The sequence below is a fragment of the Psychroflexus salinarum genome, from assembly GCF_042677225.1.
GTDB classification, from domain to species: Bacteria; Bacteroidota; Bacteroidia; order Flavobacteriales; family Flavobacteriaceae; genus Psychroflexus; species Psychroflexus salinarum.
The window spans coordinates 120,256-146,756 of record NZ_JBHTIV010000013.1 but is presented as its reverse complement, the minus strand read 5'-3'; the positions used below and the strand labels follow the sequence as shown (position 1 = coordinate 146,756).

At 34.2% G+C, this 26,501-nt stretch carries 20 protein-coding genes; 10 read left to right on the top strand and 10 right to left on the bottom strand.

The window, feature by feature from the left end; translation table 11 throughout:
- Window positions 1–58 precede the first annotated feature (58 nt).
- Window positions 59–697: a MarC family protein gene (locus tag ACFQ0R_RS11295; protein WP_379658485.1), complete on the bottom strand. Its 639-nt coding sequence runs from the start codon at window positions 695–697 to the stop codon at window positions 59–61.
- A 222-nt stretch (window positions 698–919) separates the two neighbouring features.
- Between ACFQ0R_RS11295 and ACFQ0R_RS11290 the strand changes: the two genes are divergently transcribed.
- The 6 genes from ACFQ0R_RS11290 to ACFQ0R_RS11265 all read left to right on the top strand — a co-directional run bounded on the left by ACFQ0R_RS11290 (window position 920) and on the right by ACFQ0R_RS11265 (window position 7,908).
- A complete protein-coding gene (locus ACFQ0R_RS11290) occupies window positions 920–2,368 on the top strand; it encodes a glyceraldehyde-3-phosphate dehydrogenase (protein WP_379658484.1) in 1,449 nt (482 codons plus the stop codon).
- A 97-nt stretch (window positions 2,369–2,465) separates the two neighbouring features.
- Window positions 2,466–3,080 (top strand): hypothetical protein, encoded by a 615-nt coding sequence (locus tag ACFQ0R_RS11285; RefSeq protein ID WP_379658483.1) that lies wholly within the window; start codon window positions 2,466–2,468, stop codon window positions 3,078–3,080.
- Window positions 3,080–4,378 carry an MFS transporter gene (locus ACFQ0R_RS11280; protein ID WP_379658482.1) on the top strand — a complete coding sequence of 433 codons (1,299 nt, stop codon included), beginning with the start codon at window positions 3,080–3,082 and terminating at the stop codon, window positions 4,376–4,378. Before ACFQ0R_RS11285 ends, ACFQ0R_RS11280 begins: the two co-directional genes overlap by 1 nt.
- Window positions 4,379–4,380: 2 nt before the next feature.
- A complete protein-coding gene (gene trmD, locus ACFQ0R_RS11275; protein ID WP_379658481.1) occupies window positions 4,381–5,058 on the top strand; it encodes a tRNA (guanosine(37)-N1)-methyltransferase TrmD in 678 nt (225 codons plus the stop codon).
- Window positions 5,059–5,166: 108 nt separating this feature from the next.
- Window positions 5,167–5,517 (top strand): 50S ribosomal protein L19, encoded by a 351-nt coding sequence (gene rplS / locus ACFQ0R_RS11270; protein WP_379658480.1) that lies wholly within the window; start codon window positions 5,167–5,169, stop codon window positions 5,515–5,517.
- Between the two features lie 162 nt (window positions 5,518–5,679).
- Window positions 5,680–7,908 (top strand): NADP-dependent isocitrate dehydrogenase, encoded by a 2,229-nt coding sequence (locus ACFQ0R_RS11265; protein WP_379658479.1) that lies wholly within the window; start codon window positions 5,680–5,682, stop codon window positions 7,906–7,908.
- A gap of 139 nt (window positions 7,909–8,047) precedes the next feature.
- Here ACFQ0R_RS11265 and ACFQ0R_RS11260 read toward each other — a convergent pair whose 3' ends face one another.
- The gene (locus ACFQ0R_RS11260; RefSeq protein WP_379658478.1) at window positions 8,048–8,308 is read right to left on the bottom strand and encodes a type B 50S ribosomal protein L31; all 261 of its coding nucleotides are present in this window, start codon (window positions 8,306–8,308) and stop codon (window positions 8,048–8,050) included.
- A gap of 98 nt (window positions 8,309–8,406) precedes the next feature.
- On the bottom strand, window positions 8,407–9,405 hold the full coding sequence (gene lpxK / locus ACFQ0R_RS11255) for a tetraacyldisaccharide 4'-kinase (protein WP_379658477.1): 999 nt from the start codon (window positions 9,403–9,405) through the stop codon (window positions 8,407–8,409).
- 48 nt (window positions 9,406–9,453) lie between these two features.
- Between lpxK and ACFQ0R_RS11250 the strand changes: the two genes are divergently transcribed.
- From ACFQ0R_RS11250 to msrA, 3 genes are all read left to right on the top strand, one after another.
- Window positions 9,454–10,548: a Nif3-like dinuclear metal center hexameric protein gene (locus tag ACFQ0R_RS11250; protein WP_379658476.1), complete on the top strand. Its 1,095-nt coding sequence runs from the start codon at window positions 9,454–9,456 to the stop codon at window positions 10,546–10,548.
- A 2-nt stretch (window positions 10,549–10,550) separates the two neighbouring features.
- Window positions 10,551–11,333, top strand: a complete 783-nt coding sequence (locus tag ACFQ0R_RS11245) for a zinc ribbon domain-containing protein (RefSeq protein WP_379658475.1) — start codon at window positions 10,551–10,553, stop codon at window positions 11,331–11,333.
- A 124-nt stretch (window positions 11,334–11,457) separates the two neighbouring features.
- Window positions 11,458–12,108 carry a peptide-methionine (S)-S-oxide reductase MsrA gene (gene msrA / locus ACFQ0R_RS11240; RefSeq protein WP_379658474.1) on the top strand — a complete coding sequence of 217 codons (651 nt, stop codon included), beginning with the start codon at window positions 11,458–11,460 and terminating at the stop codon, window positions 12,106–12,108.
- 54 nt (window positions 12,109–12,162) lie between these two features.
- On the opposite strand, the gene ACFQ0R_RS11235 is transcribed toward msrA, so the two are convergent.
- From ACFQ0R_RS11235 to ACFQ0R_RS11215, 5 genes are all read right to left on the bottom strand, one after another.
- On the bottom strand, window positions 12,163–12,996 hold the full coding sequence (locus ACFQ0R_RS11235) for an alpha/beta fold hydrolase (RefSeq protein WP_379658473.1): 834 nt from the start codon (window positions 12,994–12,996) through the stop codon (window positions 12,163–12,165).
- A 130-nt stretch (window positions 12,997–13,126) separates the two neighbouring features.
- Window positions 13,127–14,956 carry a 30S ribosomal protein S1 gene (rpsA, locus tag ACFQ0R_RS11230; protein ID WP_379658472.1) on the bottom strand — a complete coding sequence of 610 codons (1,830 nt, stop codon included), beginning with the start codon at window positions 14,954–14,956 and terminating at the stop codon, window positions 13,127–13,129.
- A gap of 172 nt (window positions 14,957–15,128) precedes the next feature.
- Window positions 15,129–16,046, bottom strand: coding sequence for a YihY/virulence factor BrkB family protein (locus ACFQ0R_RS11225; protein ID WP_379658471.1), 918 nt, complete (start codon window positions 16,044–16,046; stop codon window positions 15,129–15,131).
- A gap of 85 nt (window positions 16,047–16,131) precedes the next feature.
- Window positions 16,132–17,115, bottom strand: a complete 984-nt coding sequence (locus ACFQ0R_RS11220) for a hypothetical protein (protein WP_379658470.1) — start codon at window positions 17,113–17,115, stop codon at window positions 16,132–16,134.
- 20 nt (window positions 17,116–17,135) lie between these two features.
- Window positions 17,136–18,308 (bottom strand): GlmU family protein, encoded by a 1,173-nt coding sequence (locus tag ACFQ0R_RS11215; RefSeq protein WP_379658469.1) that lies wholly within the window; start codon window positions 18,306–18,308, stop codon window positions 17,136–17,138.
- Between the two features lie 89 nt (window positions 18,309–18,397).
- Between ACFQ0R_RS11215 and panB the strand changes: the two genes are divergently transcribed.
- Entirely contained in the window at window positions 18,398–19,216 is an 819-nt protein-coding gene (gene panB / locus ACFQ0R_RS11210; RefSeq protein ID WP_379658468.1) for a 3-methyl-2-oxobutanoate hydroxymethyltransferase, read from the top strand.
- Window positions 19,217–19,230: 14 nt separating this feature from the next.
- On the opposite strand, the gene tamL is transcribed toward panB, so the two are convergent.
- Window positions 19,231–21,504 (bottom strand): translocation and assembly module lipoprotein TamL, encoded by a 2,274-nt coding sequence (tamL, locus tag ACFQ0R_RS11205; RefSeq protein WP_379658467.1) that lies wholly within the window; start codon window positions 21,502–21,504, stop codon window positions 19,231–19,233.
- Window positions 21,497–26,422 carry a translocation/assembly module TamB domain-containing protein gene (locus tag ACFQ0R_RS11200; protein WP_379658466.1) on the bottom strand — a complete coding sequence of 1,642 codons (4,926 nt, stop codon included), beginning with the start codon at window positions 26,420–26,422 and terminating at the stop codon, window positions 21,497–21,499. The genes tamL and ACFQ0R_RS11200 overlap by 8 nt, the downstream gene beginning before the upstream one ends.
- Between the last annotated feature and the right edge of the window lie 79 nt (window positions 26,423–26,501).

The window sequence follows — 26,501 nt, the reverse complement described above, 5'->3', positions numbered from 1 at the left end:
TAGTTTCAAGGAGTGTTTTCTATAGAATATAAAAAGCTCACAATTAAACTTAACATAATTATCTACTCGCAATAATATCTTGAAAAATAGGTTTAAATCCGCTTAGGAAAAATTCTATAGCGATAACCATAATAATAAGCCCCATCAATCTCATTAAGACATTATTACCCGTCTGACCTAGGATTTTAATGATTTTACCTGCACTTAAAAGAATGGCTAATGTAATACCCATCACCAAAATAATGGAGCCAATAAGTACAGCTTGCATTTCTACAGATTGTGCATCTTCCATCATAACAATAGCATTGGTAATTGCACCAGGGCCACAGATCATTGGAATGGCCAATGGCGTAATAGAAATATCATTGACATATGTTTTGATCTCAGCTTCCTGAACTTTCACCTTACCAAGTCTGGCTTGCAGCATATCCATCCCCATTAAGAAGAAAATAATCCCTCCTACTACACGAAAGCTATTTACAGAAATTCCGAAAAATTTAAATAAAATCTGACCAGTAAAAGCAAAGATGATGATTGTTACAAAAGAAGCTAAAATAGCTTTTTTGGCAGTTGATTTCCGACTTTCCTTATCCAAATCTGAAGTCATTGTCATGAAAATTGGCATAACACCAAGCGGATTGATGATAGTAAAAAATGTAGTAAAGGATAAAATTCCAAAAGCGATCAACTCTGTCATTATTAGTTATTTATATCATTTAAGAATTCTGCAAAAGTATTTTGAATTTTATGATTTACAATACCTACCAGTAGAAATATTAACTAAGGTTTTTCATTAAAAAAATCGAATGTAAGTTTTGATTCTAAAGAAGAAAAAATCCTGTTTTATTCTTTAAAAAAAGTTCACGAAAACGTTTGAAATCTATATTTTTGCCAAAAATTTTAAAAATTCAATTTCGCAATGAATCCATCTCAAGTTTATGAAAAGGAACTTTCCTTCCAAGCCGATAGACGTCGTGCTTCAGTAAAATTTATCAGTATCGTCAATGATTTATGGTATGAAAAATCTATCGAACTCGTTTTGTTCAGAAATTCACTTATAAACAAAAATGTAGGTGAAATTTTAAAACTTCATGAATATGCTGGGAAATTCGTTGACAAACCTATATCGATCTTTGATTCAACAGAAGTTGCTGAAGGCATCAAAAACTTAAATTTACCTCCATCAAAATTAGACATTGGTAAACTTACATATGAATACCTTCAAAATGGTAATAAGAATCAAAACATAATGAGTTTCTTATCTAAGAAGCTCAAAGATTCTGAAAATTTTAATACTATAACTCCAAAAGATGTTGTGCTTTACGGCTTTGGAAGGATAGGACGCCTTATCGCGAGAGAATTGATGGCTAAAACAGGTAAAGGAAATCAATTAAGACTGAGAGCAATTGTTACCAGAGGGGAAATCACTCAGGAAGTTCTCGAAAAAAGAGCTTCTTTACTTAAAAATGATTCCATCCACGCCGACTTTAATGGGACCGTACAAACTGATTTTGAAAACTCAGCTTTGATTATAAATGATACTACGGTGAAAATGATATCTGCTAATAAGCCTGAGGACATCGATTATAACGTATATGGCATCGACAATGCATTAATAATTGATAACACAGGTGCTTTTAGAGATCAAGAAGCTTTAAGCCGACATTTAACTTCAAAAGGATCTGATAAAGTTTTATTAACAGCTCCGGGAAAAGGAATTCCAAATATAGTTCATGGTGTGAATCATAAAAATTATGATATCAAAAAAGATTCTATTTTTTCTGCAGCATCTTGTACAACAAACGCTATAACACCAATTCTTAAAGCTATAGAAGATAATTATGGTGTAGAACATGGACATTTGGAAACTATACATGCATATACCAATGATCAAAATTTGGTAGATAATATGCATAGTAAATATAGGAGAGGGCGAGCTGCTGCTCTCAATATGGTTATTACAGAAACTGGTGCAGGCAAGGCAGTCGCAAAAGCTTTACCACAATTGGAAGGTAAATTAACCTCCAATGCAATAAGAGTTCCAGTTCCAAATGGCTCTTTAGCGATACTTAATTTGAATCTGAAAACCAAAACCACTAAAGAAGAACTAAATACCAAAATAAAAGAAGCAGCCTTAAATGGCGAATTAGTAGAGCAAATTAAATATTCTATTGATAATGAGCTAGTTTCTTCAGATATTGTAGGAGTTTCAGCCCCAGCCATTTTTGATAGTCATGCAACTATTGCAGATGAGAATACAAATTCAGTAGTTCTGTATATATGGTATGATAATGAATTTGGTTATAGCCATCAAGTTATTAGGCTTGCAAAATACATATCCAATGTAAGGCGATTCACTTACTACTAGAGTAAATAGAAATCCTTAAGAAATTAAGGATTTTTATTTTTTAGAAATGGATGGTTTTAAAAGCATTTTAAATACTTTTGTATCAAATTCTTGTAGTATGAAATCTATCTATTTTATTGTCTTTGCTTTACTTTTATCTTTTTCAGGTTATTCCCAAGAAACCCAAAAAGAAGAACAGGCAGAAAATAAAACCTCTTCAATAGAAAACTTAAAAAATGTAGTTGATAAGTCAAATAACTATCAACAATATAAAGTTGTCGAAAAAGTAGAAATAAATTCTGCAATTAAAAAAGTAACAACAGAATTTGATGCTCTTACAACAGAAATTTCTAGCTTAAAAGATAGCATTCAATTTCAAGACCAACAAATAAAATCACTCAAGGAGCAGGTTTCAGATTTAGAAACAGAACTTGCAAACCTTCAAAATGAAAAAGATGAGGTTCAATTTTTGGGAATGGCACTTACAAAATCTGGATACAACACATTTGTATGGTCCATTATTGGAGTCTTGCTAGCACTTTTACTGTTCTTTATTTTCAAATTCAATAGAAGTAACCTTCTTACAAAGGAAGCAAAGCAAAATCTAAAAAATCTCGATTCTGACTTCGAAAATTATAAACGTATAGCTTTAGAAAAGCAACAAAAATTGGGAAGAGAACTTCAAGACGAAAAGAATAAAAATCAAAAACTGAATAAGGGCAATAATAAATAATGTCTAAGACAGAAGAGTTTTATGAGTTTTTGACGGAAGATACTGACGCTAGGATTTGCGAATCCATCCCTGATGATCAATGTACTCACCTCCCAAAAAACTTCTCCTTAAATATACTTAATGGTAGCCTTACCAAGCTAGCAGAAAAATTAATTAGTCCTGGCATCACTTTACCTTGGATTTTAAGCTTTCTTGGTGCTCCTGTTTTTCTTATAGGAATGCTTATTCCCGTAAAAGACGTTGGCTCGCTCCTACCACAACTTCTTGTAAGTGGGAAAATAAGAAAGAAAGAAAAAAGAAAACCTTACTGGGTTGGAGCTGGTTTAACCCAAGGAACTTGCTTACTTATTTCAGCTATTTTATTAGCATTTATGAATAATCAAATTTTCATAAGTTATGCAATAGTCTTTATGTTACTTGTTTTTAGCATAGCATCAGGAGTAGGCTCTGTAAGTTTTAAAGATGTGACTGGAAAAACTGTACCTAAAGGAGAAAGAGGTCAAATGCTAAGTTATAGATCTACTTTCGGAGGAGCTTTAGCGCTTATTGCGGGAGGTTCTTTAGTGTTCTTTTTGAAAGGAGAAGATAGTAAATGGTTATATGTTGGATTGTTTGTAACTGCCTCTTTGCTTTGGATTGCTGCATCAATTATATTTTCTAGTATAGAAGAAAAACCTGGCTCTACAGACGGAGGAAGAACACCTCTACAAGAGATCAAAACTGGTGCATCCTTATTAAAGAAAGATACATCTTACAGAAATTTTATAATTACTAGAGCATTATTAATGGCTATTCCCCTACTCGATCCATTTTTCATTTTAGTAGCAAAAGACGTTAGTAAAGAAAGCTGGAATTACTTGGGTTTAGTTATTGTAATAAGCAGCTTAGCTCAAATTGTAAGTAGCCCAATATGGGGGAGGTTGGCAGATAAATCTAGCCTTCAATTGATGAGGATCTCAGCTGGTTTATCAATATTGAGTATTCTGTATGCATTAGTTTTTATTTATTTTGAAAATGAAGCCCTCAATTTTTATTTCTTTATGCCAGTTTTATTTATAAATGGAGTAGCATATTCAGGAGCAAGATTAAGCAGGAAAACTTATATAATTGATTACGCACCAAAGGAAGACAGGCCTACATATGTTTCTGTTGCTAACACTTTGATCGGATTATTTACCATTGTGGCAGCTTCTTTTGGACTCATAGCAGAATATTTTGGATTAGCTTACCAGTTTTGGTTTTTCCTATTACTTTTGGTCGCTTGTATAATGTTGAGCTTCACCCTCAAAAAAGTTTAAAAATGCGAATTGATATCATTACAGTTGTTCCAGACTTACTAAAAAGTCCTTTTGAAGCTTCAATACTTAAAAGAGCTATTGAAAAGAATCTAGTCGAAATTCATTTTCATAACTTGAGGGATTACACAACTTTGAGCTATAAACAAATTGATGATTATCAATATGGTGGTGGAGCAGGAATGGTCATGATGATTGAGCCAATAGACAAATGCATTTCAAAACTGAAGTCTGAAAGATCTTACGATGAAGTTATTTACTTAACTCCAGATGGTGAAGTTTTAAATCAAAACATGTCAAATTCACTATCTTTAAAAGGAAATCTAATAATGCTTTGCGGTCATTATAAAGGTGTAGATCAAAGAGTAAGAGATCTTTTTATTACTAAAGAGATTTCTATTGGAGATTACGTGCTCTCAGGAGGAGAGTTAGCTGCTGCAGTATTATGTGACTCAATTATAAGATTGATTCCAGGCGTGCTTGGAAATGAAACTTCGGCACTTACTGATGCATTTCAAGACAACCTATTATCTCCACCTATATACACTAGACCATCTAATTATAAAGGTTATGAAGTTCCTGATATTTTATTAAGCGGCCATAAAAAAAAGATAGACGATTGGAGAGATGAAAAAGCACTTCAAAGAACTAAAGACCGCCGGCCAGATTTATTGGAAGAATAGTCTTTAACTCTTGTAGAATTATATTTTTTGTTTATTTTTGCAACCTCTAAATCAACCTCTGACGAAATCCGTGAATGTTGGTTTAGGTAACAGAAAAACTAAAATAAAATGAATTTAGTAAAGTTTGTTCAAGACGAATTTGTAGAAAAGAAAGATTTTCCAAAATTTTCTTCCGGTGATACAATCACAGTTTACTACGAAATTAAAGAAGGCCAAAAAACGCGTACACAGTTCTTTAAAGGTGTTGTGATACAAGTTAAAGGTTCTGGCTCTTCAAAAACATTTACCATTCGTAAAATGAGTGGTACAGTAGGAGTTGAAAAGATATTTCCTATCAACATGCCTGCTATCCAGAAAATTGAAATTAATAAAAGAGGTAGCGTTAGACGTGCTAGAATTTATTACTTCAGAAACCTTACAGGTAAAAAAGCAAGAATTAAGGAAAAGAGAACTAATTAAGTTTGTTTTTTCTAAAGTACAAAAACCTTCTATCATTTATGAAAGAAGGTTTTTTTGGTTTTAACAGGGTTATAACCAACACAACAAGGTTTTTATAACCTTAATCTTTATATTTGGGAGGTTCAATTTTATATAATTAATTCAAAAAATAAATAAAAACATATGGCAGATCATAGTACCAAAATCATTTACACAAAAACTGATGAAGCTCCTGCTCTAGCAACATATTCCTTTCTACCTATAGTTAGAAGGTTTACAGAGAGTGCAGGCATTAAAATTACTTCTAAGGATATTTCACTAGCTGCAAGAATACTTGCTAATTTTAATGATTATCTTGATGAAGATCAGAAGGTAGAAGACAACTTGGCTTATTTAGGAAAATTAGCAAAAACTCCGGAGGCCAACATTATCAAACTACCAAATATTAGCGCATCCGTCCCACAGCTGACAGCTGCTATAAAAGAATTACAAGACAAAGGTTATAAAGTTCCAAATTATCCTGAAAATCCTAAAAATGATGACGAAGAAAAAATTCAGAAAAGATACGCCAAAGTTTTAGGTAGTGCTGTTAATCCAGTACTAAGGGAAGGAAATTCCGATCGTCGTGTTGCTCAACCAGTAAAAGAATATGCTCAAGAACATCCTCACAAACTAAGAGAATGGAGCGATGATTCAAAATCACATGTTTCAGCTATGCCTAACGGTGATTTTTACGGAAGTGAAAAATCGATAGTTTTAGAAAAAAAAGACAATGTTAAAATAGTTCACTTCGATAAGGATGGAAATAGCAATGTTCTTAAAGAATCTACACCTTTGGAAAACGGTGAAGTTATAGATGCATCTGTAATGAAAGCAAAAGCTTTAAGAAAGTTCTTGGCTGAAGAAATCAAAGATGCAAAAGAGAAGGGTGTCCTTTTTTCAATTCACCTCAAGGCAACAATGATGAAGGTTTCTGACCCTGTTATCTTTGGTCATGCCGTAACTGTGTTTTTTGAAGAAGTGTTTAATAAATATGAAGCTGAGTTTAAAGAAATAGGTGTTGACCCAACCAACGGTCTTGGAGATGTTTATAACAAAATAGCACAACTTCCTGAAGAAAAGTCGAAGGCAATCCTGGATGATCTTGAAGCTATATATGAGCAGAAAGCAGATCTGGCAATGGTTGATTCTTCTAAGGGAATCACAAACTTACACGTTCCTAGTGATGTCATCATTGACGCCTCTATGCCAGCAGCCATGAAGTCTGGTGGACAAATGTGGAATAAAAATGACAAAACACAAGACATGAAAGCGGTGATTCCAGATCGAAGTTATGCTGGAATCTACCAACAGGTCATTGAATTCTGTCAAAAACACGGAGCATTTGATGTCACTACAATGGGTAATGTCTCTAATGTAGGTTTAATGGCAAAAAAAGCTGAAGAATATGGCTCTCACGACAAAACATTCATTATTCCAAAAGAAGGACGTGTGGATGTATTAAACAAAGAGGGGCATGCTTTATTATCTCATGAAGTAGAAGAAGGAGACATTTGGAGAATGTGCCAAACCAAAGACTTACCTATTAAAGACTGGGTTGGACTTGCCGTGAAAAGAGCAAAAAACACAGGGAACCCAGCTATTTTCTGGCTTGATGAAAACAGAGGCCATGATACTAATCTTATTAAGAAAGTAAATACGTATCTCAAAGATTACGATTTATCAGGATTGGATATACAAATCATGAGTCCAAAGGACGCCATGCAATACACGCTTGAAAGAGTGAAAGCTGGCAAAGACACTATTTCGGTAACTGGAAATGTATTGAGAGATTACTTAACCGACCTTTTCCCTATCTTAGAATTGGGCACAAGCGCAAAAATGCTTTCTATCGTTCCTCTCCTTGCAGGTGGTGGACTTTATGAAACTGGAGCTGGAGGATCTGCGCCAAAACACGTACAGCAATTTGTAAAAGAAGGTCATTTAAGATGGGATTCTTTAGGTGAATTTCTCGCGTTGGCTGTTTCTATAGAAGATATAGCTGATAAAACTAATAATGAAAAGGCAAAAGTTATAGCTAAAACTTTAAATACAGCTAATAGCCAGTATTTGAAGAATGACAAATCTCCATCAAGAAAAGTAAATGAAATTGACAACAGGGGTACTCATTTTTACCTGGCTCTGTATTGGGCAAAAGCTTTATCAGAACAAAATGAGAATAGTGATTTGAAATCTGAATTTGCAAAAGTAGCCAAATATCTGGAAGAAAATGAAGATAAAATAAATGAAGAGCTATTGAAAGCTCAGGGAGATCCTCAAGATATAAGTGGATATTTCTTTCCAGATGAAGATATTGTCACCAAAAGGATGCGACCAAGTTCTACTTTAAATTCCATAGTAGATGAAAAATAAGATGTAGTATTGATCTAAGTAATGAAAGCCTTGAGAATGAATTCATCTCAAGGCTTTTTTATTGCTTCAAATAAAAAAAATCAGAATATAAAAAAAGCCTTCACTGTGGAAGGCTTTATATTTAAAAAAAGTAAAAAGCTTATTTTTCCTCTTTTTTGAATTTTTTGTATTTATTTTTAAACTTATCAATACGTCCAGCGCTATCAACAAGTTTAGTTTTGCCAGTATAAAAAGGATGAGATGTTCTAGAGATCTCAAGCTTTATTAATGGATATTCATTTCCATCTACTTCAATAGTTTCTTTAGTTTGAGCAGTAGACTTAGTTAAAAATACATCATCGTTAGACATATCTTTAAATGCTACTAATCTATAATTTTCTGGATGTATTCCTTTTCTCATCGTAACGTCTTTACTAATTTATTTCAGGTTGCAAATTTAACTAAAAGATTATATTACACAAACAAAAAATTGAATTATTGATACAATATTTTAAAATTTCAAAATAACTCATCTTCCAGATATTTTCTAAGGAATTCTGGGTGATTTAAAATTTGAGTTTCAATAGGCAAATAAAACAATTGATTTGTTTTCAACTTTGATTTCAATCGCATGAAATCTTTTTGCGTAGTCAGTACCTTGGGTTTCTTTTGAAGCAGCTCTAAATCACTTTTAGAAAATTCATGATGGTCTGAGAACTGAATATGATCAAAGTTTTTATTTAATGACTTCAGGTGGCTCAATAGCGGTTTTGGATTGGCAATGCCCGTGACTAGCGTAAAATCATTAAAGTCAGCTAACTTTTCACGCTCAGTCTTACTTATAATAAAATCAGAATAAAGAATGGAAGAAAATAGAAGGTGTTGATAAGATTTTGGTTTGATCTGCTGTCTAATTCTGATTTGCTCTACTTTAGAAAGTGTGGTTGGACATTTGGTAACGATAATCAATTGAGCTCGCTTAGCGCCTGTTTGAAACTCTCTGAGGTTTCCAGTTGGCAGAATAAAATCATTAGTGTAGAGATCGCTGTAAGTCGTCAAAAGTATGGATAAACTTGGTTTCACTTTTCTATGCTGGAAAGCATCGTCCAATAAAATCAAATCAAGTTTAGGGTAGTTTTTAAGTAATTCTGAAATTCCTCGCTGTCTATTAGCATCTACAGCAACGGTTATTTCTGGAAAATTGGTTTTAAATTGAAGCGGCTCATCCCCTACTTCAGATGAATTATGATGAGGTTGAACTTCAAGAAATCCATCTGTCGTTCGTTTATAGCCACGGCTTAAAGTTGCGAGTTGATGTTTGTCTTTCAAGGTCCTCATCAGTAACTCTATCATTGGAGATTTACCAGTTCCTCCTGTACTAAGGTTACCTACGCAGATAATTGGTATAGGGTAAGATTTGGATTTAAGAATATTAGCGTTGTAGAGAAAATTACGCACAGACATGATACAGCCGTACAGGACCGAAAATGGAAATAGTAAATATCTCAAGAATTTCATGACTGCGAAATTATAATTTTTAAATTTAGGGTTTAAAACAAATCTCTGATGATTGTAAACGATTTTATTGAAGCTATTGAGGAACTTTCACCTTCTTATTATGCTGAAGATTTTGATAATACAGGCTTGCTGATAGGTGAAAAAAGTATGGAAGTGACAGGTGCATTGATAACTTTGGATGCTCTAGAATCTGTTATGGATGAAGCTATTGAAAGCAAATGCAATTTGATTATCAGCTTCCATCCTATTATTTTTTCTGGTCTCAAAAAATTGAATCGAAAAACCTATGTAGAGCGAGTGGTTCATAAAGCCATAAAACACGATATCGCTATTTATGCTATGCACACAGCTTTAGATAATGTCTCCAATGGAGTCAACGGGATGATTTGTGAAAAGCTAGGATTGAAAAACACTTCTGTACTGATACCAAAGACAAAAACCATCAAAAAGTTAACAACCTATGTCCCTAAAGCTAATGCTGAGGAAGTAAGAACTGCTTTGTTTAAAGCTGGAGGTGGAAGTATAGGTAATTATGATTTATGTAGTTTCAATGTTGAAGGCACTGGTACTTTCAATGGAAATGAAAATTCAAACCCAACTATCGGGGAACCTGGAAAAACTCAGTTTGAAGAAGAAATTCAAATCAATTTGACCTTCTCATCACATCTACAGTCCAAAATTCTGAAAGCTCTTTTCGATAACCATCCTTATGAAGAAGTAGCTTACGAGGTGGAAACATTAGAAAATAACGATCAGCATAGAGGTATCGGAATGGTCGGAGAATTGGCTACTCCTTTGGGAATTACAGAAGCCTTGTCTCTTATAAAAGAAGTTTTTAAAACCAAAGTGATTAGACATACACAGCTCAACGATAAACCGATTAAGCGCGTTGCGGTACTTGGCGGAAGCGGTACATTTGCCATAGAAAACGCTAAAGCAGCCAACGCAGACCTTTATATTACAGCCGATTTGAAATATCATGATTTCTATAAAGCTGAAGATCAGATCATTTTGGCTGACATAGGACATTATGAAAGTGAGCAGTATACAAAAGATTTAATACATGCTTATCTTACAAAAAAATTCCCTAATTTTGCACTCGTTTTATCAAATATTAATACCAATCCGATTCAATACTATTGATTATGGCAAAGAAAAAAGAGGTTACCGTAGAGCAGAAATTAAGAGCTCTATACGATTTACAACTAATAGACTCACGTATTGACGAAATAAGAAATATGCGAGGTGAACTACCTCTTGAAGTTGAAGATTTGGAAGATGAAGTCGCAGGACTTACCAAAAGAATTGAAAAGTTGGACTCTGATCTAAAGGTAACTGAAGAAAAGATAAAAGAAAAAAAACAGTTCATAGTGGATGCTGAAGCTATGATCAAGAAATACAAAAGCCAACAAGATAATGTTAGGAATAACAGAGAGTTTGACGCTTTAACCAAAGAAATCGAATTCCAAGAATTGGAAATCGAATTGGCTCAAAAACACATAAGAGAGTACAGTGCACAGATGGAGCACAAATCTGTTGTGATTGAAGAGACCAAAGGAAAGTTAGCTGAAAGACAAAATCATCTTGATCACAAGAAGTCTGAGCTTGATAATATTTTAAAAGAAACAGAGAAAGAAGAAACTGCTTTAACTGAAAAGTCAGACAAATTCAAAAAAGATATTGAAGAGCGTCTTGTAAAAGCTTACACGAGAATTCGCAACAATGTGAAGAACGGTATGGCTGTAGTCACTATAGAGCGCGGCGCTTCTGGAGGTTCTTTCTTTACAATTCCACCACAGGTTCAGGTAGAAATCGCTGCGAGGCGTAAAGTGATTATCGATGAGCATAGTGGAAGAATCCTTGTAGACCAAGAGCTTGCAAGAGAAGAAGAAGAAAAAATGGAAAAGATGTTTACTAAACTGTCGTAAACCTCCATGTCACTTAATACAAAAAAGCTCGAGGTTCTCTTCGAGCTTTTTTTGTGTTTAAAATTTAACTTGATCTTTAAAATAGTCACTTGAATTAACCCCTACTTTTGAAAATAAAAATACTATGAAATCATACCTAAGTCTACTATTCGTTTCGCTTCTGATTGTTAGTTGTGGAAAAGCTCAAAACTCAAAATCCCCAAGTGAAATCGCGTCAAACAACTTTGATGATGACAAATACGAAAGAGCCTATTTTGCCAGTGGTTGTTTTTGGTGTGTGGAGACCATCTATGAAAGCGTGAAAGGCGTAGAAGAAGTATTTTCCGGCTATTCTGGCGGACATACGATGAACCCAACTTACGAGTCTTCCAACACAGGTAAAACTGGACATGCCGAAGCTGTAGAAGTAATTTACGACCCAGAAGTGGTTTCTTTTAAAACCTTGGTTGATGTTTATTTCGGCTCACAAGATGTGACTCAACAAAATGGCCAGGGGCCAGATATTGGTTCTCAGTACCGTTCCATTATTTTTTACCAAAATGAAAAAGAAAAAGAAATCATAGAAACAAAAATGAAAAGCCTATCCAAAGACTACAATAAACCTATAGCTGCAGAAGTTATGGCCTTTGATAAATTCTGGATGGCAGAAGAGTACCATCAGGATTACAAAGTCAATAACCCAAACAATCCTTACATCAAAAATGTGTCTGTCCCTAGGTTTACTCGATTTAAAGTCAGATTTCCTGATCTGCTGAAGCCAAAATCAGAACGTTAAGCATCAAAAAAGCCGCTAGTTAGCGGCTTTTTATATTAGATTAATAAGAAGGTGTTATTTCAAAAAATCCAGTAAAATAGAATTGAATTCTTCGTGATGGGTGATCATCAGTCCATGTGGTGCACCTTTTACAACTTCAAGTTTTGAGTTTGGTATTAAATCTTTAGCTTTTTTAGCAGAAACATCAATCGGTACAATTTGATCTTCGTCGCCATGCACAATAAGTGTTGGAATATCGAACTTCTTACAGTCTTCTCTAAAATCAGTTTTTCCAAAACTATCAACACAATCCAAAGTTGCTTTTCTGGAACCTTGCAAGGCTAGATTCCAAGTGAGTTTTAGCATAGCTTTACTTATTCGTTCATCTTTGAAAGAATCATAATTATAAAAGTTTTTTCCAAAATCTTTAAAAAATTGAGGTCTGTTTTTTGAAATACCTTCTTTCATTCCTTCAAAAACGGATGCGTCTACAGCATCATTATTTTTGGTTTTCAACATATAAGGTGTTACCGAAGACACTAAAACTGCTTTGGCTATGGAAGAAGTCCCATAATTCCCTATAAATCGGGCTACTTCTCCTCCACCCATAGAAAATCCTACAAGAATTACATTTTCCAATTTAAGCGTCTCTATGATGTCATTGAGATCAGTAGCTAACGAATCGTAATCATAGCCTCCCCAAGGCTTTGAGCTTTGTCCAAAACCTCTTCTATCGTAGGAAATGACTCGATAGCCAGAATCGACTAAAACATCTACCTGGTATTCCCACATTACTCGGTTTAGTGGCCACCCATGGATTAAGATAATAGGCTGACCAGAACCATAATCGTTATAAGCCAATTTAATAGCTTTTGATTTTTCTAGAGATGTTGTATTTAATTCGTTCATAAGCGTTTTCTTTCTAAGGTAAAACAAATTGAAAAAGTTGAAATTAAATTAAAAAAAGTTTAACCTAAACTATTTTCATAAAAAAACCCTGCTTTTTCAAGCAGGGTTTCATTATCAAAAACAAATTATATTATTTATTTTCCATCTTATCCTTAAGTGCCTGCAATTCTGCATTAGCATCTCCGAAAGTCGTTTTCTTAGATTCGTCTTCAGACTTCTTAGCAGCCTTCTTAACGATCTGAGCTTCCTCCTCTCTGTGGATAGAAGTGTGTGAAGCTACAACACGTTTGAATTCTTTGTTGAATTCAATAATGAGGAATTCTGCTGCTTCACCTTTAACTAATTTTGTCCCGTCTTCTTTTTCAAGATAACGTTGAGGAACAAAAGCTGTTACATCTTCATTAAACTCAACTGTAGCACCTTTATCTACTATTTCTGAAATAGATGCAGTATGCTTAGTACCTACAGCAAATTCATCAGAATATTTATCCCATGGATTTGTTTCTGTTTGCTTGTGTCCAAGACTCAATTTACGACCTTCAACATCTAGTTCTAACACAACCACGTCAAGTTTATCTCCAACTTTACAAAATTCTGATGGATGCTTTATTTTCTTAGTCCAAGACAAATCAGAAATATAAATTAAACCATCAATACCTTCTTCAAGTTCCACAAATACTCCAAAGTTTGTAAAGTTTCTTACTTCACCAACATGTTTAGATCCTACTGGGTATTTGCTTGTAATATCTGTCCAAGGATCTGGAGTTAATTGCTTGATACCAAGAGACATTTTTCTGTCTTCTCTATCGAGAGTAAGAATTTTTGCCTCAATTTTATCACCAACATTTACGAAATCCTGAGCAGATCTTAAGTGAGTACTCCAGGACATTTCAGAAACGTGGATTAATCCTTCCACACCTTCTTCAACTTCGATAAATGCACCGTAGTCTGCGATAACTGTAACTGTACCGTTAACGACATCACCAACTTTAAGGCCTTCATCTAAAGCATCCCAAGGATGTTTGTGTAATTGTTTTAAACCTAATTGAATTCTTGTTTTATCTTCATCAAAATCAAGGATAACCACATTCAATTTTTGGTCTAGTTCTACCACTTCGTTTGGATGGTTAATTCTTGACCAAGAAAGGTCTGTAATGTGTACCAATCCATCTACTCCACCAAGGTCTACAAAGACACCATAAGAAGTAATGTTTTTCACAACACCTTCTAAGACTTGTCCTTTCTCTAATTGACCAATAATTTCTTTTTTCTGTTCTTCGATATCCGCTTCAATAAGCGCTTTGTGAGAAACAACAACGTTCTTGAATTCATGGTTAATTTTAACCACTTTGAATTCCATGTTTTTTCCAACATAAGCATCATAGTCACGAATAGGTTTCACGTCAATTTGAGAACCTGGTAAGAAAGCTTCAATGCCAAAAACATCTACGATCATTCCACCCTTGGTTCTGCATTTCACAAGACCATTTACAATAGTTCCATCTTCCTGGGCTTTGTTTACACGTTCCCAAGCACGGATAACTCTTGCTTTTCTATGAGAAAGAATAAGTTGACCTTCTGCATCTTCCTTTACATCGATCAGAACATCTACTTTATCTCCAACTTTTAGATCTGGATTGTAACGAAATTCGTTTAAAGAAATTACACCTTCACTTTTCGCATTGATGTCTATAATAGCATCTTGATCGGTAAGGTGAACTACTGTTCCGTCTACAACTTCATTATGAAGTGTATCAACGAAATTTTCCTCAACTAATTTCTCAAACTGCTCTAACTGTGCATCATCAACTTCATCAATACCTTCTTCGTACTTGTGCCAGTTGAATTCCTCTAGAAATTGCTTAGGGTTTTCTTGTTGTTCTGAAGGGGCAACTTTAGGAGTTGATTCTTCTGAACTTGCAACTGATTGTTGCTCTTTTGTTGTTTTGTCTTCAGCCATATGCTGATTTAAAATTTGTATTCTGTTCGTCCAAGAAACTCAAGCAAAACTTACAGAAGAGATTAAATTATTTAAAATCAACCCTTTAAACGTTTCTTGTATTGCATTCAAAAGGATTGCAAAAATACAGCTATTTTTTGATAATCAAAAGCTTAGTTAAAAATTTTATAGTTTACTCCTCTACTTCAACTTCTTCTACTCTTACCGCTTGCTTTTTGGGTCTAACACCTCCTCCAATATTTTTTGCTATGTAATAGGTCACTTGAGCTCCAAATAAAAAGATAACTAATGAATAATAAATCCAAACTAGTAAAATAACAAGCGATCCTGCCGCTCCATAAGTGGAACTTAAATCGTTGGTAGTCATATAGAAGCCGATAAGAAATTTACCTGCAATAAATAATAAAGCGGTAACAAGCGCTCCCATCCAGGTATCTTTCCACCTTACTTTAGCATCTGGTAAAATTTTATACATCAAAGCAAAAATGACTATCAAAATAAGTTGAGAAAGCACAATTTCTGCGATGGAAATTAACTCTAAGTTGACCTCGGGAAAAACATTATCTAGTTTACCAAAGGCGTAAGAAACTACGGCATCCAAGATGAGGGATATAATTAAAATAAAACCTATTACTAAAACTACAGAAAAACTCAAAAGTCGATCTATAGCTAATTTTAACCAGCCTCGATTAGGTTTTGGTCTAATATGCCAAATATGATTAATTCCTCTTTGAAGACTTACAAATACAGTTGTTGCACTAAAAATAAGAATGGCAATTGCAATAGTTGCTGAAAAAGTATTATCAGCATTTAGAGCAAAATTCTCTAAAATACTTTCTAAGGTTTGTCTAGATTCCTCGCCAGCCAGGCTAGTGATTTGTCCAAATAGCTCCTCTCTTATTTCAGATCTTTGGTAAATGCTGGCACCTACATTCAGAATTATAATCAAAAAAGCAGGAAGGCTAAATATGGTATAAAAGGCTGTTCCTGCAGCAAAACTCATAGACTCATTGGAGGTGAAATCCTTGATAGAATCCACCAGGATTTTTACATATTTAAATTCTAATATTGATTTGATCTTGTTTTTCATTCTTGAAAAAGTGTAAAGGCAAAAGTAATAGTCAACTTCATATTCTAAAGAGGCTTTAGTAAAATTTAATACTTACAGCCTCGAGTCAGCCTTTTATCATGTAATGCTGAATGGCTGTCAAAACATCTCGATAAGCCCAGTGACAAAGTTGATCTTCTTCCACCAGTTTTAAGCCAGCTTGTTTAAATATTTTCTGAATATCATCAAAGATTAAACTGTTGGCATTACCAAGCTCTGTCCTTAAATGATCTCGAATAGCATGACTTAATGTGCCTTCAGTAGACTGTAACTGAATGCTCTCTGCTAAAACATCTCGATTATGAATTGCTTTTGAAATGTTATTCTGAAGTGAGTAGGTAACGGTATCAAAATCAGTATGAAATACCCGTTCAGATTGAAGTGTATTGAGAAAACATTGCGCTATTCCTATAAAACAGGAGGACATGCAGACGCGTGCAAACTGTTGAAAAGGAATATGAAATACTTTATAGTGGGAGTGATTCTTAATTGAATTGATATGAAAACCAAAATCTTTGGGGATTTGAATATCTTTCAAGTTGATTGTTAAAGAAGACGTGCTTTTCAAACCAAAAATCTCCCATTTATCATCAGAAAATTCTACTGATTCTCTGGGCACAACAAAAGATGAAAGCTCTCCTGTCTTTTCGTTTTTTGCATTTAAACTAAAGTAATTCGCATGTGCTGCTCCAGTACATTTACCCCAACCGCCATTTAAAATCACAGATTTATTTTCGACTTTGAACGTTCCGCTATCTGCACCACTCCCCGCTATAACTGTCTTTGGAAGGGAAAAAATAGTTTTGGCAGTTTCAGGGTCAAAAAAGCCAGAAAACCAATTAGCTCCAGCACCTAAATTCAGAACCCAACCTAAACCTCCAAAGTGTGTCGAGGCTTCAGTGATGTGTTGACTCGCCGTTTTCAAATCCAGCTCTAAGCCACCAAAGGCTTTTGGTACAAACATCTTGAACCAATTTCTTTGAAATAATTCTTCCAGTAGATCTTCTGAAATTTGGGACCTTTTGTAGTCTTCAATAGTAATGTCTCTCATGTAATAACTTCTATATTTTTTTAATCTCTTCGGTAACTTGAAGTCGTTTCAAAGATGTGTTCCATGATCTCTCGGTCATTTTCAGTTAGGCTTAAATCTCTGCGTTTCATAACGAGTTCTGCCACTTCAAAAACTTTGCTCAACTTATATGTAATTACCCCCTGGCTTCCACCCCAGCTAAAACTTGGGACAAAATTTCGTGGAAATCCTGAACCAAAAATATTGGCACTTACTCCCACAATAGTTCCTGTATTGAACATCATATTGATACTGCATTTGGAATGATCACCCATGATAAGGCCACAAAATTGAAGTCCCGTGTCCTTGAATCGACTGGTATCATAATCCCAGAGCTTTACATTGGCATAATTATTTTTGAGATTAGATATATTGGTATCTGCACCTAAATTACACCACTCTCCAATCACAGAATTGCCTAAAAACCCATCATGACCTTTGTTTGAATAACCTAAAATCATAGAATTGCTCACTTCTCCTCCTACTTTGGAATGTGGACCAATGGTAGTTCCTGTATAAATTTTAGAGCCCATCTTTACAGTAGAATGCTCACAAAGCGCAAAAGGTCCTCGAATAGCTGAGTTTTCCATAATCTCAGCGTCTTTACCGATATAAATAGGACCGTCATTGGCATTGAGAGTTCCGTTATATAATGTGACTCCTTCTTCAATAAAAATCTGACTTCGATTAAAACATGTTACCGTTTCTGGAATAAGTTGAGATGTCCTACCTTCAGTAAGCAAAGTAAAATCATCCTCAATAGCCTTGTGATTTTTTGAAAATAAATCTGTTACACTTTTTACAAATTCCAACTTGATATCTGCTTGAACTTCTTTCAGTTTTGAAAGATCTAAGCTTTGATTCATTTTTAAACGATAAGCCAAAACGATTTCATCATGTTTTAAAACTTCATTATCATTTAAGTTTTTTATAGATTCTAAAAGTTCTTTTGAAGCTAAATATCTGGCATTGACATATAGATTTTCCTCTGTTAATTGCTCTGGATATTTTTCAGACAAATACTTCTGAGTTTTATAAGACACCTGATATTTTGAAATTTGTTGCCACTTTTCTTTCAGAGTAAGTATGCCAAGGCGTAATTCTGCTAGGGGTCTTGTAAAGGCTAATGGGAGAAACTGAGAACGTAAATGGTCATCGAAAAGGATAATAGTCATGAGAATATTTGTTTAGGTAACGAATTATTAAATCGTTTGAGCCTGAGTTTAAAAATAAGTAATTTAGCTTTTCAAATAAAACTAAAATTATGTCTGTAGCCAAAAAGCAATATAAAAGAATTACAGTAAAGTCTTTAATAGAAATGAAAACCAATTCTGAAAAGATTTCTATGCTGACTTCTTATGACTTTACAATGGCTCAGATCGTAGATCAGGCTGGAATAGATGTGATTTTGGTTGGGGACTCTGCTTCCAACGTTATGGCAGGTCATGAAACTACACTTCCTATTACTCTAGACCAAATGATTTATCATGCATCAGGAGTAATACGCGCTGTAAAAAGAGCTTTGGTTATAGTGGATTTGCCTTTTGGAAGTTACCAAAGCGACCCGAAAGAAGCATTAAGATCATCTATAAGAATAATGAAAGAAAGCGGTGCTCATGCAGTGAAACTAGAAGGTGGTAGTGAAATAAAAGATTCTATCAAGCGAATTTTGAAGGCTGGAGTTCCCGTAATGGGGCATCTAGGATTGACTCCACAGTCAATTTATAAATTCGGAACTTACACTGTAAGAGCTAAAGAAGAGTACGAAGCTCAAAAACTTAAAGAAGATGCTTCAATGCTTGAACGTATAGGATGTTTTGCTATTGTCCTGGAAAAAGTTCCAGCTAAACTAGCTGAAGAAGTGGCCAAGAGTGTTCAAATTCCTGTTATTGGGATTGGTGCTGGAGATGGTGTAGATGGTCAAGTCCTCGTATTGCATGATATGTTAGGTATGAATAAGGAGTTTAGTCCAAGATTTTTAAGACGTTATGCTGATTTAAATACAGTTATGACAGAGGCGATACAACATTATAACGATGACGTGAAAGCTAAAAAGTTCCCAAGTGAAGATGAGCAGTATTAAATTCAGTATAAAAATCAAAAAGGATACCCGATAGCGAAATTGAGAATTGGATTGAAAGAATCAAAATACCAAGTTGTTGTGGGCTCTTTAACTGCATTAGCTAAATCTAACCTGATAACGAATCCCTGAATATCTACTCTAAGCCCCAGACCTACACCGGCTCCAATTTCATTTATAAAATCTGAATTGAATTTACCACCAGGAGTAGCCTCGTTATCATTGATTAGCCAAACATTTCCTGCATCTGCAAAAAATGCTCCGTTAAGATATTCCGTAATTGGAAATCTATATTCTAGATTAGCTTCAAATTTAATATCTCCAGATTGGTCGAAAAAAGAGTTACTTCCATCTTCTGGCGAAAACGTTCCTGGCCCAAGAGACCTTATTCTAAAAGCTCTGACACTGTAAGGACCTCCAGAAAAATATTGCTTTACAAAGGGTAAAGATTCCGTAGTCCCCATAGGTCTTCCGGCTCCTGCAAAGATTCTGCCTATCAGTTTTTGTCTTTTTTGGCCCAATTTTAAATGATACCTCAAATCAACATCAGCTTTAAAATAATGTGCATATTCTAGACCTATAAATGTGTTTTGCCCCTCATCGTTTTGAGATCCCAATAAATTTAGTCCATTACCCGCCATATCGTAATTGAAACCAAAGTAAAAGCCTTCACTAGTTGTTTGATCTTTAATTTCATTATAAGTGAAGTTATAGGTAAGACCTGCTATAAACTGTTGCTCAAAACTTCTTCTCAAGAAAGGATTATCATTTAAAATCTCATCGAATTCCTCTGATGTATTTCCTAAATTAACGTATTCCAGATTTATAGGTCTTAATTGATGTGTAACGTAACTGTTTCCTTCCCATAAATAACCAAACGAAGTGGACATAGAATTCAATGTGTACAACTGTGTACGGTTGAGATAATCAAAGCCTAAACTTACTTTAGTTTTAGGTATTGCATATTCAAAACTTTCATTGAGATCGATAGGAAAAATTAATCTAGGAAATAATAAAGACGCATTTAAGCCTGTTTGAATACTGCTCAATCCTTGATCTCCTGTTTTACCAAAAAATTGCTGCTCATAGCCTCCGCTTAGTGAAAGCCTTAGTAATTCTCCTCCTTTAAATAGGTTTCTGTTGGAGTAAACAACGCTCAAATTGGGTCCTGCAAAATTATTGGATTTGGTGACGCCTTGCAATTCAAGTCTTAAAGAACGTTTATTCATTGGAGAGAGGTAAACCTCTGCATTGAGATGTCTTTTACCATTGTTGTCGGTGATAGTATCTTTTTCCTGATAATCAATGTTTACAAATTTATAAGTACTTATGGAAGATAGTCTTCTGCTAGTGTAACGTGATAGCTTTGGATTATAAGATTCTCCTGGGTTTATTAAAACATAGGGTTCTAAATGCTTTGGCTTAAAGAAAACTGAATCCTGAATAAAATTTAAGCCTTTGTAATTTACGGTATCCTTTATTCTTTCCTCATTAGAAAGAGTTCGGTTGGGATGAATATTCACCTCATCAACTATATAAGGTACCAAAGATTTTTCGGGAACTTGTTTTTTCAACCTCAAGTACAAATCAAACTTTCTACCCTCGTAAGCATTTGTATCCGCTTCAAAAATTAGGAAATCTGAATTAAAATTATAATATCCTTTCTCTTTCAGGTATTGATCTATCCGCTCGCGTTCAGAGGTTAAAAGATCAAAGTTAAAAAGGCTATTTTCTTTTATTACTGTATTTGCAAGTGATGAGTCTATCTCCTTATAAATCTGAAGTGAATCTCCAGTAGTTTTATTAAGTTGATAGGACTCAAGCTTATAAGGTTCTGATAAGTCGATAGAATACAGCACAGAGGTCGACTGATCTGATGAGTCTTTCTCTATCTTAGACATAACACTACTTCCAAAATATCCGCTGTTTTCCAAACGATTATAAAGTATATCTTCTGCTGAATCCACATTGACATTTTCAAAATAAAAGGGATCCTCACCTACTTGTTTGTCTAAAAATTTATTGATGAACCCAGGCTTTTCTCTACTAGCTTTAAAATGAAAATAAAGCCCTGGTCGCATACCTAAGAATTGTGTGTTGGTATTTCTAGAAATTGCAGATTCAAGCTTTTCCCTTAGCTTTTTATTGCCTTTACCTTTTTTATTATCTAGTTTTATTTCAGCACCAGTGTATAAAGTTTTATCTTCTGGCAAATATTTTTTAACACTACAAGCAGACAACATCAAGAGTGTAGCAAGTACATAAAAAGATAATTTTATAGAATTACTCATTTGTTTTGATTTCAGATTCTTTTTTATCCTCAGACTCACCCTTGGATTCTGTCTCTACTTCAACCTCTTTTTTTTCCAAAGATTCTCTATAAGCCTTATCCCAAAGCACTTTAAATTTATTAAATTCTCTTGTGAATATAAGCGCAATTCCACTTACGAAAACTTGTCCATCGATCACATTTTCATATTCACTTTTTCTAAATCCTCTTAATTTCCAGCGTCCATCCTCGGTAAGTAAATACTCTACACTTACATTCCCAATAACACCCTGACTCTCTCCAGCTCTTTGATCACCCTGAATGTTCACCTGGCTTCCAGCCTCAACAACAAGTCTATCATCAAATAATTTTTTTTGAGCTGAAACATCTAAATTGGTTCTTTGTTGACCTGAGCTTCCCTGATAGTCTGTATAGCTGTTCACATCAAAATTGAGAGAGATACCTGTATTACCAGTTAACTTATCTGAAAACCTATTTAGTTGATCGGACAGGGCTTGGTTGATATTGTCTCTAGCCATACTAGCAGGGCCACCCTGGCTACCGTCGCTTCCAGACTCTGGATAAAAACGGTTGAGTACCAATAGTGAAAATACTTGCTTATTTAACTGGTCATCTTGTTGATTTAACTGAGAGATTCTAGCGTACACCGAACCATTTATGGCACCTTGTCTATCTTCTGGCATATCCAATTGAAATGAAAGATCTGGTGACATAAGTTCTCCGCCTACATCCAGATAGACAAAAAATGGTAGCTGTTGTTTATATCTGTTTTGAATTACATTGTTTTCTCCCGCCGTTTGAGAAGCCATTAATGAACTAGTAGAGGTTTCTATATTATAAATTGCTCTCAAATCCAAGTCAGCATTATAGGGATTACCGCTCCATGTCACTGAACTTGATGATGCTATATTAAATTTTCGTTTAACTATATTATACAAATTAAGCTCTACACTTCCATCAGTAACGTCATATTTTCCAACAAGATTCATTTTCCCTGTTCTTGATATAGAAAACCGAAAATCTCCTCCGCCCATTATCGCCACATTATCTCCAGTTCTTTTATTAAAAATAACAGAAACCTTGGATTTTTTTTGAATACTTATATCGCTATTTAAGTCAATTCCAGTAATGACCGCATTTAGATCTTTATCATCTGTTTGAGTCAAAATATTATCGGGATTTTCTTTATTTACAAAAACCACAACACCATCTCTTTCTTCAATACTTGCACGAGATTCTGGAATAATATAGGTTAAGTCAGTTTCCTCTTTAATCGTAAGGTTTAAATCCACCTTTGGTAAATCGAGGTTCCCATTTAATTTTGCTGAGGCATCAAAGACCAACTTACCATAATATAAATCATTGTCTTTGGCTGTTGAATTCAAGAGTTGGAAATCTTTAGCTTCAAAAGATAAATCAAATTCAGGATTTATAATACTTTCAATATCAATAGATCCATTGGCTGTTAAAGTATTGTCTTGTTTATCTGCAATAGTGAAATCATCAAAGCTAACTTTATTTTTGGTCAGTTCGATTCTTTCATTTTTAAGCTGAAACAACGTGTTTAAAGTTGCCAAATTAAATTGAACCCCATCGAAAGCTAGAAATCCATTATAATTCAAATCATCTAAAGGTCCCTCGATCTCGAAATCTCCTTTCAGATTTCCGTTTGAATTTTTAATGAAATCTGTAGTAAAACTTTCTACAGTTTGCATTTCAAGTTTTCTTAGATTAATATCTAAATCAATATCGGTTTCTGAAGCATTAGTATAATAAACTCCATCTATTCCTAAATCTATACCTGCATCCTTAAGACTTAAATTGAGTTTATAAGCTTCATCTGAAGTAGCTTCTGCTTTCAGTGCTAAATTTCCTAAAGGAACTTCTGTTACTTTTAGGTCTTCTATCTTTAGATTTGAGATCAATCCATTCGAAATAAAAGGTTCTATCAAAGCCAAATTCCCGCTCAATTTGCCACTAGCCAATTTTTCATCTGGATTAAAATAACTGGTAACCGTAGACAGTTTAAAATTATCAAAGACAACCCCCAAGTGGTATTTTTCGAAATCTAAATCATTTGTAAGCCCTATTTCTTGTCCATTCCTATTGATTTTAAATTTATTCACATTGATGCTATCATTGTGATAAACAATCTCATTATCATCAGGAATTGTCCATGGAGCACCGTTCAAAATTAAAGTGTCTGAGGATACATTGAGTCTATAGAGTTCATCATCTTCAAACCTAACGGAAACAGCAGAACTGAAAAAATCTTTCTCCTCTTTGAAAGCATTTAAATTCATATCAAGCTGACTATCTGCAAATTTTCCATCAAGCTGAGTTTTTGCAACATCCAAAGGCCCTGCCAGAACATTATCTAGTACAAACTTAAATTCTGCAAATTCACCTGTTGACTCTATCTTCAGGCTCAATCCAACAATTTCATTGTCCTTATAGTTGAAGTAAGGCAACTTAAGACTAGAGGTTAATTGGTTTTCTTCTTCATTAAAATGAATAGAAGTTCTTAGAGTATCCATTCCTTTTATACCTTCTAAGAAAACTTCAGATAAGATTGGAGAATCAATAAATTTAAGATTCAAGTCGAAATTTACGGGACGGTCTGGATTATCTAGTGAAATAGAATCTTTAGCATATTTTTTAAAATGATTTTGTAATGCATTCGAAATTCCAGAAATATTATCATTGGCATTAAAGCTTCCGTTTAGGAATTGACTCGCAACCTCTGCCACAGTTTTAGTTGAATCTGTTTTTGAAATAAGATCAAAATTCCCTAAGTAATAAGGACGGTCATCATAAACTACCAAACCATCTTCTAATTGAGCATCAAGTTGGAATTTGTCTGTGTTTCCCTCAAATTGTACTTTAGCCAAAATTTTTGCTCTCAAGTCTTTGGAAGTCAACCCAAGTTCTTGAGTCCTAATCCCATCTAAATTTAATTCTAAATCTACTTTAGGTGAAACTGAATCTAATCCAATACTGGAAACAATGTCAAATTGAAGATTTTCATCGCTATAGTCGAATTTCACATCACCTTCTCCATCTTTTAGATTTCCTTTAATTTCCATGTTCGAAAAAGTATAAGCATTCCAGCGTATGCTATCAATCTTTGATGATAGCTCAGCTGTAAGCTCATAAACAAAATTCCCTTTACCCTTTGAATTCAGTTGCATACTCAATTCTCCGAGTTGTTCATTTTCAAGTAATTTTCCGAGATCTAGAGATTTGACATCAAATCCGACTTTATAATCGATTGCGTTTGTGGAGTTGAAGTACCCTTCTATCTGAATAATTCCCATCGGGCTCTTTAGCTGACTTTTAGTTGAAAAATCAGCTCCAGCTTTTTTGAAATTTCCAGTCAAGGTGACTGACTCAGGAAAAGAAATGCCTAGGTCTTTTTCTGAAACAAACTTTGATAAATCTTTTTTAATGGATTTGGCGTTCAAATTTGAGAAGTCAAAACCAAATTTATCAACATCTGTAAATTGGCTCAAACTGCCTTTTAACTGTAATCGAGTGTTTTTACCCCAGTTTAAATTGAATTTAGAAAAAGTTAATTTTTCTAAATCTCCTTTAGCTTCAAAATTTCCTTCAAAGTTGTGTTCAGTTAGATTTTGAACCTGTTCATTCTTTTTCAGTTCAGATGAAAAAATATAAGCATCTTTTATATTAACTTCAAGACTGCTCACATCAATGTCTAAAGTTGAATTTAACGGAGAATTTATAAGGTTATCCAAAGTTGCGTAATCAAGATTTAAATCAGCAAAAAGTGAACTATTGTTTAATCTTAAACTCAGGTTATTGAGAGTAGTTTCATCTGAAGCTAATCTTGTTTGCACCTGAAATTCTTTTAAAACAAGTCCACTTCCTTCTCTAAATTGAAGTTCATTGAGATCGAAGCCCAGGTTTTCGTCTTTAGAAAGTTTAAGGTTGTTCAACTTAAAATTGAAGTCTTCAAAAGACAATGCTTCTGCAGAAAAAACACCTTTTATTGGTCGCTTCCCATTTCGGTAAAATTCAATCTGTTGATTTCGAAAATCGATTTCGTCTACATTCACTTTCCATTGAGGCCAGGAAAAACCTTGATTAGGTTCAGCAATATTTTTAGTGTCTCCATCAGGCATTGAAGTCGATTCTAATTCTAACTTTACTGTGCTGTCTTTCCATATTAGCTGGTCTAGAGCAACAACTTGACTTTCAATATTGGCATCTAAGTCTAAGAAGTTAAAATCAGCGATATAAGCTTCAGATGCGATGCCATCAGGAATAGAATTATAATTGATATTAACGTTTTGAATGCTAAGAACATCGACTAAAATCCAAGGCAAAGCTCCTTCTTCCTCATTTTCAGAAGTTGATGTAAGTTTTTTCTGAGTAAATGAGATAGAGGTGTCATTTAGGTTGACTTCAGATAAATGAAACTTCATGCTTTGAAGATCAATAGATTCATTTTCCACTTCAAGATTACCAAGTATTAATTTAGAATCTATTCCGGTCACCTCATCGATATAAGACAAGTCAAAGTCTGAAAAAGAAATTTCTCCAAGTGAAAATTGAGTAGTATTTCCTGTGTTTTCTTGAGTGGGTGTTGTGCTTTCTTCAGCTGAAGCAAAAGCATCTATGATGTACTGAAAATTGAAACCTTCAACAGTGTCTTTTCTTGTTATATTAGCTTTTAAACCCTGCCATTCTACAAAATCAACTTTAATTTCGTCCCCAAATAAGAGTGGTCTAAAAGGCACGTTTGCTTCTAAATATTTAGAATACACTAGAGTGTCTTGCGATGAGTCTTCAAGATAAAGTTCTTCTAAGGTCAAGTTACCAGAAAAAGTTACGTAAAGCTTTTCAATATTAAATTTAGTATCAATTTTTTTACTTACATAATCAGTGACTTTACCCACTATAATATTCTGTCCCCAAGGACTTCTTACAAAAAGAACTAGTAAAATAAAAAATATAAATAGACCAAGGATAATTCTT

Coding starts and splice junctions, on each gene's coding strand:
- ACFQ0R_RS11280 (WP_379658482.1), top strand. CDS start 3,080: ATGTCTAAGACAGAAGAGTTTTATGAGTTTTTGACGGAAGATACTGAC.
- ACFQ0R_RS11285 (WP_379658483.1), top strand. CDS start 2,466: ATGAAATCTATCTATTTTATTGTCTTTGCTTTACTTTTATCTTTTTCA.
- tamL (WP_379658467.1), bottom strand. CDS start 21,504: ATGAGTAATTCTATAAAATTATCTTTTTATGTACTTGCTACACTCTTG.
- ACFQ0R_RS11295 (WP_379658485.1), bottom strand. CDS start 697: ATGACAGAGTTGATCGCTTTTGGAATTTTATCCTTTACTACATTTTTT.
- rpsA (WP_379658472.1), bottom strand. CDS start 14,956: ATGGCTGAAGACAAAACAACAAAAGAGCAACAATCAGTTGCAAGTTCA.
- ACFQ0R_RS11260 (WP_379658478.1), bottom strand. CDS start 8,308: ATGAGAAAAGGAATACATCCAGAAAATTATAGATTAGTAGCATTTAAA.
- ACFQ0R_RS11225 (WP_379658471.1), bottom strand. CDS start 16,046: ATGAAAAACAAGATCAAATCAATATTAGAATTTAAATATGTAAAAATC.
- ACFQ0R_RS11290 (WP_379658484.1), top strand. CDS start 920: ATGAATCCATCTCAAGTTTATGAAAAGGAACTTTCCTTCCAAGCCGAT.
- msrA (WP_379658474.1), top strand. CDS start 11,458: ATGAAATCATACCTAAGTCTACTATTCGTTTCGCTTCTGATTGTTAGT.
- ACFQ0R_RS11250 (WP_379658476.1), top strand. CDS start 9,454: ATGATTGTAAACGATTTTATTGAAGCTATTGAGGAACTTTCACCTTCT.
- ACFQ0R_RS11235 (WP_379658473.1), bottom strand. CDS start 12,996: ATGAACGAATTAAATACAACATCTCTAGAAAAATCAAAAGCTATTAAA.
- rplS (WP_379658480.1), top strand. CDS start 5,167: ATGAATTTAGTAAAGTTTGTTCAAGACGAATTTGTAGAAAAGAAAGAT.
- ACFQ0R_RS11265 (WP_379658479.1), top strand. CDS start 5,680: ATGGCAGATCATAGTACCAAAATCATTTACACAAAAACTGATGAAGCT.
- ACFQ0R_RS11215 (WP_379658469.1), bottom strand. CDS start 18,308: ATGACTATTATCCTTTTCGATGACCATTTACGTTCTCAGTTTCTCCCA.
- trmD (WP_379658481.1), top strand. CDS start 4,381: ATGCGAATTGATATCATTACAGTTGTTCCAGACTTACTAAAAAGTCCT.
- ACFQ0R_RS11220 (WP_379658470.1), bottom strand. CDS start 17,115: ATGAGAGACATTACTATTGAAGACTACAAAAGGTCCCAAATTTCAGAA.
- panB (WP_379658468.1), top strand. CDS start 18,398: ATGTCTGTAGCCAAAAAGCAATATAAAAGAATTACAGTAAAGTCTTTA.
- lpxK (WP_379658477.1), bottom strand. CDS start 9,405: ATGAAATTCTTGAGATATTTACTATTTCCATTTTCGGTCCTGTACGGC.
- ACFQ0R_RS11245 (WP_379658475.1), top strand. CDS start 10,551: ATGGCAAAGAAAAAAGAGGTTACCGTAGAGCAGAAATTAAGAGCTCTA.